General features: G+C 64.8%; 8 protein-coding genes. 1 reads left to right on the plus strand and 7 read right to left on the minus strand.

Annotation, left to right across the window (positions count from 1 at the left end; genetic code table 11):
• The coding region (locus tag H928_RS30060; RefSeq protein WP_158400490.1) for an ATP-dependent DNA helicase at window positions 1-1,257 on the minus strand (1,257 nt) is incomplete at its 3' end.
• Between the two features lie 195 nt (window positions 1,258-1,452).
• Here H928_RS30060 and H928_RS0106835 point away from each other — a divergent pair.
• A complete protein-coding gene (locus tag H928_RS0106835; RefSeq protein WP_021025819.1) occupies window positions 1,453-2,274 on the plus strand; it encodes a PP2C family serine/threonine-protein phosphatase in 822 nt (273 codons plus the stop codon).
• Window positions 2,275-2,352: 78 nt separating this feature from the next.
• Here the strand turns inward: H928_RS0106835 and H928_RS0106840 are convergent, their stop codons facing one another.
• From H928_RS0106840 to H928_RS33070, 6 genes are all read right to left on the minus strand, one after another.
• Window positions 2,353-3,150 carry a MetQ/NlpA family ABC transporter substrate-binding protein gene (locus H928_RS0106840; protein WP_027010639.1) on the minus strand — a complete coding sequence of 266 codons (798 nt, stop codon included), beginning with the start codon at window positions 3,148-3,150 and terminating at the stop codon, window positions 2,353-2,355.
• A 110-nt stretch (window positions 3,151-3,260) separates the two neighbouring features.
• Window positions 3,261-4,379: a DUF6817 domain-containing protein gene (locus H928_RS0106845; protein ID WP_021025821.1), complete on the minus strand. Its 1,119-nt coding sequence runs from the start codon at window positions 4,377-4,379 to the stop codon at window positions 3,261-3,263.
• A gap of 142 nt (window positions 4,380-4,521) precedes the next feature.
• Window positions 4,522-5,187 carry a methionine ABC transporter permease gene (locus tag H928_RS0106850; protein WP_021025822.1) on the minus strand — a complete coding sequence of 222 codons (666 nt, stop codon included), beginning with the start codon at window positions 5,185-5,187 and terminating at the stop codon, window positions 4,522-4,524.
• Window positions 5,188-5,207: 20 nt separating this feature from the next.
• Entirely contained in the window at window positions 5,208-6,260 is a 1,053-nt protein-coding gene (locus H928_RS0106855) for a methionine ABC transporter ATP-binding protein (RefSeq protein ID WP_021025823.1), read from the minus strand.
• A gap of 180 nt (window positions 6,261-6,440) precedes the next feature.
• Window positions 6,441-7,160, minus strand: coding sequence for a hypothetical protein (locus H928_RS0106860; protein ID WP_021025824.1), 720 nt, complete (start codon window positions 7,158-7,160; stop codon window positions 6,441-6,443).
• A gap of 3 nt (window positions 7,161-7,163) precedes the next feature.
• Window positions 7,164-7,333: DNA polymerase III subunit chi (locus H928_RS33070; protein ID WP_239644901.1), on the minus strand; the 170-nt coding region annotated here is incomplete at its 5' end.

Raw genomic sequence — 7,333 nt, forward strand, 5'->3', positions numbered from 1 at the left:
AAACAGCCAGCGCTGCACCCCCTGCCCCAGCCAGCTGCTGGCCTGCACCTGGGGGCCCAGCGTCTGCAGCGCCTGCCACAGCCACAGGGGAGATTCGCGAAAGCCCTGGCGCCAGGCATAGCGCCCATGGGCCTGCAGGTCGCCCCCCTGGCCCGCGCGCACAAAACCGGGGGAATCCCACCAGCGCACCCGGCCCTGCCCAGCGCCCTGGGCCCACTGGCGCAAGGCCTGCAGCATCACATCGCCCTGGCCTGCCAGCTGGGCCACTGCGGCCGCACTGCCGGCCACCCCTTGCAAGGCGGCGACCAGGGCCGATAGCAGGTTGTGCAGGTTGACCAGCGCCTGGAGGCTTGTGGAGCGGCTTGCCGCATCGGTGGGTGCATCGGCGGGGCCCAGCAAGCGCTGCTCGGCCTCCATCCACTGCACCAGGGCCTGCTGCACCTGCTGCAGCAGGGCTTGCCAGGGTGCAAAGCCGCGCGCATGCAGACCGGTCTCGCGCTCCACGGTCTGCAGGTAGTCGCGCATATCACCCACATTCAGGCCCTTGGCCAGCACTTTGAGGCCAATGGCCTGCAGCTGGTGGGCCTCGTCCATCACCATGGTTTGCGCCAGCGGCACAAAGCCGTGGTTCACGCCCAGCATCTGGCGGTGGCGCAGTTCGCTGAAAAACAGATGGTGGTTGATCACCAGAATATCGGCCTGCGCGGCGCGGGCCCGGGCCTGGTTGGAGAAGCAGCGCTCAAAGTGGCTGCAGCGCTGGCCCAGGCATTCGTCATGGCTGGCGGTGATGTGCGGCACGAGGCTGGGCAGATGGCTGATATCGTCCAGCTCGGACAGATCGCCGCCCTGGGTGCTTTGCGCCCAGCGCTCCACCTGGGCCAGTGCACCGGCATGCCGGCCTTGCAGCTTGCTGCGCGCCTGCTCCAGGCCCTGCAGGCAGACATAGTTCTCCCGCCCCTTGAGCACGGCCACCTTGCGCTGCAGGCCCTGGTGCGCCAGCAGTGCCGGAATGTCGCGGTCCACCAGCTGGTCCTGCAGCGCCCGCGTCGCAGTACTGACCACAAAGCGCTCCTGGCGCGCCAAGGCCGCTATCAGATAGGCATAGGTCTTGCCCGTGCCGGTAGGCGCCTCGATCGCCACCCGCTGGCCCTGGCCCCAGGCCGCCTCGATGGCCGCGATCATCTGCTCCTGCTGCGGACGCAGGCGCAGCGGGGCATCAGGGGCAATATCGCTAGCAATGGCGACGGACAAAGGCATCAAAAAAGACGAGTTTCGGGGGCATGGCAGTCTAGCGCGTTCAGCGCCCCGCCCCCGCGCACTGCCCCGCAACGCCCCTGGCGTTGGTATACAAACATCGGTTGGCAGCATCACCCGGCATGCTTTGGCGGCCTGCCGAGCAATCTGCTCTATGATTCCCCCTTCGCCACCCCACTTGCCCAGCACCCCTCGCGCATGAGCACCAGCTACCGCCTCTCTGCCGCTACCGGCCTCCACAAAGGCGACCGGCCCTACCAGCAGGACCAGGTCATCATGCTCGCCCACCCGCGCGCCAAGGGCTGCGTGCTGGCCGTGGTGGCCGATGGCATGGGCGGGCGCAGCGGCGGGCGTGCGGCATCGGACCAGGTGATGCTGACGGCCAAGCAGGTGTTCGAGCGCTACTCGCCAGAGACCGACAACGCCGAAGAAATGCTGGGCAATCTGGTGCGCGAAGCCCATTTGCTGATCCGCCTGGTGGCCATTGCCGCCGAGCAAGAGCCCCACAGCACCATTGCGGCCTTTTTGATCTTGCCCAACAGCGCCTGCGCCTGGGTGCATTCGGGCGATTCGCGCATCTACCATTTCCGCGATGGGCAGCTGCTCTACCAGACCAGTGACCACTCCTATGTGCAAACCCTGGTCGACCAGGGCCAGATCACGCTGGAAGAAGCGCGCTACCACCCGCAATCGAATATCTTGCTGCACTGCCTGGGTACGGCCGATGACCCGCCCTTGATCCACCACCGCATCCCCATGCTCAAGCAAGGCGATGTGCTCCTGGCCTGCAGCGATGGCATCTGGCACTACTTCTCACCCGACGAGCTCTCTTCGATCACCCGCCTGCTCTCGCCACGTGAAGCCAGCCAGTTCCTGATCGAGCGCGCCCGCATGCGCGCCTCGGGCTCGGGGGACAATATGTCGCTGGCCATCGTCAAGGTCGAGCCGCTGCCGGCAGAAGCGACCCAGGCCGTGGTGCCCGGCAGCAAACGCGCCAAGGCTAAACCGGTACGCAGTTAAAGCGGTGAAGCCGATCCCCTCAAAAGCAAAAGCCTCGCAGTCCTAAACCGCGAGGCTTTTTGTTGTGCCTAGAGTCGCTTAGAAGCCGGGCATCACCGCACCCTTGAACTGGGTGTCGACAAACTTGCGAATCTCCTCGCTGTGGTAGGCCTTGACCAGCTTGGCCACCCAGGGCTGGTTCTTGTCCGCTTCGCGGATCACCAGGATGTTCACATAGGGGTTCTTGGCGTTTTCGACCACAATCGCGTCGGACTTGGGGTTCAGGCCCGCCGAGATCGCGAAGTTGGTGTTGATCGCAGCGGCGTCCAGGTCATCGAGCGAACGCGGCAGCTGGGCGGCGTCCAGCTCGACAAAGCGCAGCTTCTTGGGGTTCTCGACCACATCCAGCGGCGTGGCCTTGAGACCGGCGCTGTCTTTCAACTTGATCAGTCCATTGGCCTGCAGTAGCAGCAATACGCGGCCACCATTGGTCGGGTCATTGGGCAGGCCAAAGCGCGCGCCTTCCTTCAACTCCTCGATTTTCTTGATCTTCTTGGAGTAGATGCCGATCGGGAAATTGACGGTGTCGGCGGCGGCCACAAACTTGTAGCCCCGGTCCTTGATCTGGGCATCCAGATAGGGCTTGTGCTGGTAGCTGTTGGCATCGAGCTCACCGGACTGCAGCGCGGCATTGGGCTGGATGTAGTCGCTGAACTCGATGACCTTGATCTTCAGCCCGTCTTTTTCGGCGATCTTCTTGACCTGCTCCATGATCTGGCCATGCGGGCCGGCGGTCACACCGATCTTGATTTCCTTGTCTTGTGCGACTGCGGCGCCAGAGACACCGGCGGCCAAAGCCAGGGCCAGCACGGATTGCAGCAATGTACGTTTTTGCACGGGAGCGATACCTTTTCAAATGCGATACCGAACTGTACGCCCGATTTTGCAACGCAACAAAGAACTTTTTGCCATTTGCTTACAACCCGCCGGCCGCTGCCGGGGCGCGTTTACTCCGGCCGTAGTGCGACGTTGTTGAGCTTGTCGAGGCGCTCGGGCCAGTTGCCGTTCCTGGCATGCTGCTGCAGGATGCGGGTCCAGGCGACCCAGGCATCCCATTGCACGCGCTTGTCCCAGGCATTGCCCCATTGGCTGAAACACTGCAGCGCGCTGTCGGCAGCGGCCAGCGCATCGGCCTCGCGCCCGGCGCTGAGGTAAAGCTGGGCCAGCACCATCTGCGGCTCGCCCACCCAGGGGTTGAGCTGCACGGCCTGCTCCAGCACGCCGGTGGCCACATCCAGGTCCGTGAGCGGCTGGTCCTGCTGGATCACCGACCAGTAGAGCGACGCGGCCGCCGCATCGGCCGATGGGCTCAGGCCCTGGCTGCAGTTGGCAAACACCGGCGGCGTGGGCAGCAGGCCCTGCAAGGCCGGGTGCTGCAAGGCCAGGCCCAGGCTGGCAATCTGCGACAGCATGCGGCCGCTGGGGCGCATCGGGCCGGGCCAGAGCGATGCCATCCAGTGCGCCTTTTGCGGGCGCTGGGGCACCTGCGGAAAGCTGGAGAAGATATCGTCCTGCCAGCTGAACCACTGCTCGATGGTGTCGGCCATGCTGACGATGATGAAGGCCGCCACGGTATAGGGCTCGACCCTGCGCGGCGCGCCCTGGTGGTCCAGCAGCACGGCGCCATCGGGCTCGATGGCGCCAGCCAGCACCTTCTGCACAAACTGGGCGCGCGAGAGAATGCAGAACTCGTAGACCAGCTGCTCGGCAGGCTCGCCCACCAGGGCGGCCAGCTGGCTGCGCTCGCTGCTGGCATCGAACTTGACCAGGTCCACAAAGGCATTGCCGTAGACGCTGTGCAGCAGGCCCAGCAGCTTGACATCTTCCGGCTGCTGCCACAGCTGCAAGGTCCGCGTCACCCCCAGCAGATGGTGGCGAAAGGTGCCTGCCTTGTGCCAGTCCTGGCCCACATCGCGGGCCAGCACCACCGGCAAGGCCCGCGCCAGCACCGGGTGGGCGTGGATCCAGTTCTCGTCGAGCAAGGGCTTGGCCCGCAGCCATTGCGCGGGGTCCAGCGCCTGCAGTGGCAAGGCATGTGCGGTGGCAGTGGGCAAGGCGGCATTCATGGCAGTCTCCAAGGCGTGGGCAATGCGCCATTGTAGGCAGAGCCCAGAGCGCGCAATGCCCTTGGGTGACAGCCGCCTCTGGCCCATGCAAAAAGCCCATGGGCAGGGCACATGGGCTTTGGCGGCTGCTTGAGGCAGCGGATTATTTGTGGCTCAGGCGGCGCACGGCCCAGTCACCCAGGCTTTGCACCAGCTGCACAAAGATGATCAGGATGACCACCACCGCCAGCATGATGTCTGGCAAAAAGCGCTGGTAGCCATAGCGGATACCCAGATCGCCCAGACCGCCGCCGCCAATGGCACCGGCCATCGCCGAGTAGCCAGTCAGCGAGACAAAGCTGATGGTAAGGCCCGCAACAATGCCAGGCAGCGCCTCGGGCAGCAGCACCTTCCAGACGATTTGCCAGGAGGTTGCGCCCATGGCTTGCGCCGCTTCGACGAGGCCATGGTCCACTTCGCGCAGCGAAGTCTCGACCAGGCGGGCAATGAAGGGCGCAGCGGCCAGGGTCAGCGGCACAATGGCTGCGGCCGTGCCGATGGACGAGCCGGTGATAAAGCGGGTAAACGGGATGATAGCCACCAGCAAGATGATGAAGGGCGTGGAGCGCACGGCATTCACCAGCCAGCCGACGATCTTGTTGGCAGCGCCGTTTTGCAGGATGCCGCCATGGTCCGTCAGGCGCAGGAACACGCCCAGCGGAATGCCGATCAGCGCGCCGGCCACGCCAGAAATACCGACCATGATCAGCGTTTCCCACAAGGACGTGGCAAACAGCTGCAGCATCATTTCAGAAAAATTCTCAAACATCGATGACCTCTTTGCGGGTGTTAAGCGGCCGAGGCCTCGGTATTGACTTCCTGCACCATCACGCCCGAGGCGCGCAGCGCTTCCACAGCCGCATGGAGCTGGGCCAGATCGCCGCTGGCGTAGACCGCCAGGAAGCCAAAGGTCTGGTCCTGGATCTCATCGACCTGGCCGTTGAGGATGCTCACATCCAGGCCAAAGTCACGGATCAGACGCGAGAGAATGGGCTGGTAGGCCAGATTGCCGGCATAGGACAGGCGCAGCAGCTTGCCCTGGCCGCTGGAGAGCGCGCCATTGAGGCTGCGCACCCGGTCGATGACGCTGGCAGGCAGCTCCTGGGGCACGATCTCGTCGATCAGGCTCTTGGTGATGGGTTGCTGGGGACGGGTGAAGACATCGATGACCGAGCCCATCTCGACGACCTTGCCAGCCTCCATCACCGCCACGCGGTCGGCAATCTGCTTGACCACCTGCATCTGGTGGGTGATCAGCACCACGGTCAGGCCCATGTCCTTGTTGATCTGCTTGAGCAGGGCCAGCACCGAGCGCGTGGTTTCCGGGTCCAGCGCCGAGGTGGCCTCGTCGCTCAGCAGCACCTTGGGCTCGCTGGTCAGCGCGCGGGCAATGCCCACGCGCTGCTTTTGGCCGCCCGACAGCTGCGCGGGGTAGCGGTCGCTCAGCGCAGCCAGGCCCACCAGGTCCAAGAGCGGGTCCACGCGCTTTTTGATGGCGGCCTTGCTCATGCCGGCCAGCTCCAGCGGCAGCGCGGCATTGTCAAACACCGTGCGCGAGGACAGCAGGTTGAAGTGCTGGAACACCATGCCGATCTCACGGCGCGCCGCACGCAGCTGCGCATCGTCCATCGCCGTCAGCTCCTTGCCATTGACCACCACCTGGCCGGTGGTCGGGCGGTTGAGCAGGTTGATATTGCGCACCAGCGAGCTCTTGCCCGCACCGCTGCGTCCGATGATGCCAAACACTTCACCAGCGGCAATGCTCAGATCAACACCGCGCAGCGCATGGACCGGGCCGTTTTTGCCCGGGTAGGTTTGGGTGATACCCCGTAGTTCAATCATTGGAATAAAGAAAGCGCCCTGCAGCTTGAGGCGGGCGCTCGAAAAACCGTGAATAGCCGTACTGTAAGCGATGCGACAGACAGCCGCAAAGAACGAAATTTTAGTTCTTTACAACCGCCGGTTATTTCACCAGGTCTTTTTTGTCATCAAAAAGCAGATGAGCCGATAAGCAAATGGACTCTAGCGTGGCGGGTTCTGGCTCTCGCGCAGAATGCGGGCCACCGCATCGGCCACTGCCTCGCGGATGGTGCTGTCAATCTCCAGCTGCAGCGACGATTGCAGCAAGGCCGTCTGCTGCTCCACCACCTTCAACACGGCTGCCGACAGGCGCGTGTCCAAGGTCTCTTGCACACGCCGGGTGACGCGGCGGGTGATCGCGTCTTCCAGCGCCTGCGCCGTCTCGGCCGCGGACTCGACCAAGTGGCTGGTCGCATCCGACACGGCCATGCCCTCTCCGCCCAGCGCGTTTTGCACCAGGCCGGGGTTGCCCTGGCCATCGCTGTCATCCACCACCGCCCCAGCGCCTGCGGGCGGCAAGACAGCCGCTGGGCCCACGCCCTGCACCATGTTGGGAAGGCTGTTGCTGTCCGCTGCAGGGGGATTGGGGGCTGCAACAGCTTGCGCGCCGCTGCCCAGGGGCAGTGCTGCATCGGCCTGCTGCGCCCAGCCGCTGTAGGTGGGCAGGTCGGCAATATCGGCAGCGGGCTGCGCCCAGGCGCCCGAGGCCGGCACATCCGCATCGCGGCGCCGGCGCAGCACATCCAGGCCAGGCGGTGTGCTGTCAGGCGCTGCAGCAGCAACCCCGCCGGGCACCACCTGGGGCAGCGCGTCAGCGGCGTCCTGTGCGGCTTCCTCGGTCAAGGTGGGCACAAACTTGGGGGGGATTCTGGACTCGGTCATGGCTCAGTCCTCCGACTTCATCACCAGATCGCGGCGCTCGATGGCATAGCCCATGGCGGCGTAGGCGCGCCAGCGCGCCCTGGCCTGCTGCCGGTCCTGCTCATCATCGGCACTGACCACCTCGATCACCCGCTCAAAGCGGGTGACATCGGCGGGGATCTCCGCGCCCAGGG

The organism is Comamonas sp. B-9, from assembly GCF_000410635.1.
Taxonomy (GTDB): domain Bacteria; phylum Pseudomonadota; class Gammaproteobacteria; order Burkholderiales; family Burkholderiaceae_C; genus Comamonas.